1 protein-coding gene is annotated in these 272 nt (G+C 59.6%); it reads left to right on the forward strand.

Going from position 1 to position 272, the window contains the following annotated elements; translation table 11 throughout:
* Positions 1 to 31: 31 nt before the first annotated feature.
* A partial coding sequence (locus tag ACLJNW_RS25220) for a response regulator (RefSeq protein WP_410961362.1) occupies positions 32 to 272 on the forward strand: 241 nt, incomplete at its 3' end.

A 272-nucleotide genomic window follows, 5' to 3' on the forward strand; every position in this document is an offset into this window, starting at 1 on the left:
GGTCTGTACGGAGGTTTACTTGGACAAGAACATGAAAATTCTCATCGTGGACGACTTTTCCACGATGAGACGCATCATCAAGAACCTCTTGCGGGACTTGGGCTTCACCAATACCGCCGAGGCCGACGACGGCACCACGGCGCCGCCGATGCTGCACAGCGGCAATTTCGACTTTCTCGTCACCGACTGGAACATGCCGGGCATGACCGGCATCGATCTGCTGCGCGCGGTTCGCGCCGACGAGCGCCTCAAGCACCTGCCGGTGCTGATGG

The organism is Salmonella sp. SAL4457 (assembly GCF_046548235.1).
Classification (GTDB): Bacteria; Pseudomonadota; Gammaproteobacteria; order Enterobacterales; family Enterobacteriaceae; genus Salmonella; species Salmonella enterica.